Annotated in this window: 1 protein-coding gene; it reads left to right on the forward strand. The window is 69.9% G+C overall.

Translation table 11 applies throughout. The features are described 5' to 3' along the window. A partial coding sequence (locus tag MD536_RS21770) for a ribose-phosphate pyrophosphokinase-like domain-containing protein (RefSeq protein WP_239603878.1) occupies positions 1-279 on the forward strand: 279 nt, incomplete at both ends.

Genomic DNA, 279 nt, shown 5'->3' on the forward strand with positions numbered 1-279 from the left:
GGCGGCAGCACTCGACGAAACCCTGGCGCGGCACGAGGACCGCCGCTTCGAGGATGGCGAGCACAAGCTGCGGCCCCTGGTGGACCCCCGGGGCGATGACGTCTACGTGGTGAGCAGCCTGCACGGTGGGCCGCACGAAAGCCCGCACGACAAGCTGTGCCGCCTGCTGCTGTTCATTGCCACGCTGCGCGAACATGGCGCGGCGCGCGTGACGGCCGTCGTGCCCTACCTGGCCTATGCCCGAAAGGACCGCCAGACCAAGCCCCTGGATCCGGTCAC

Source organism: Flavihumibacter cheonanensis, from assembly GCF_022352215.1.
Taxonomy (GTDB): Bacteria; Bacteroidota; Bacteroidia; order Chitinophagales; family Chitinophagaceae; genus Flavihumibacter; species Flavihumibacter cheonanensis.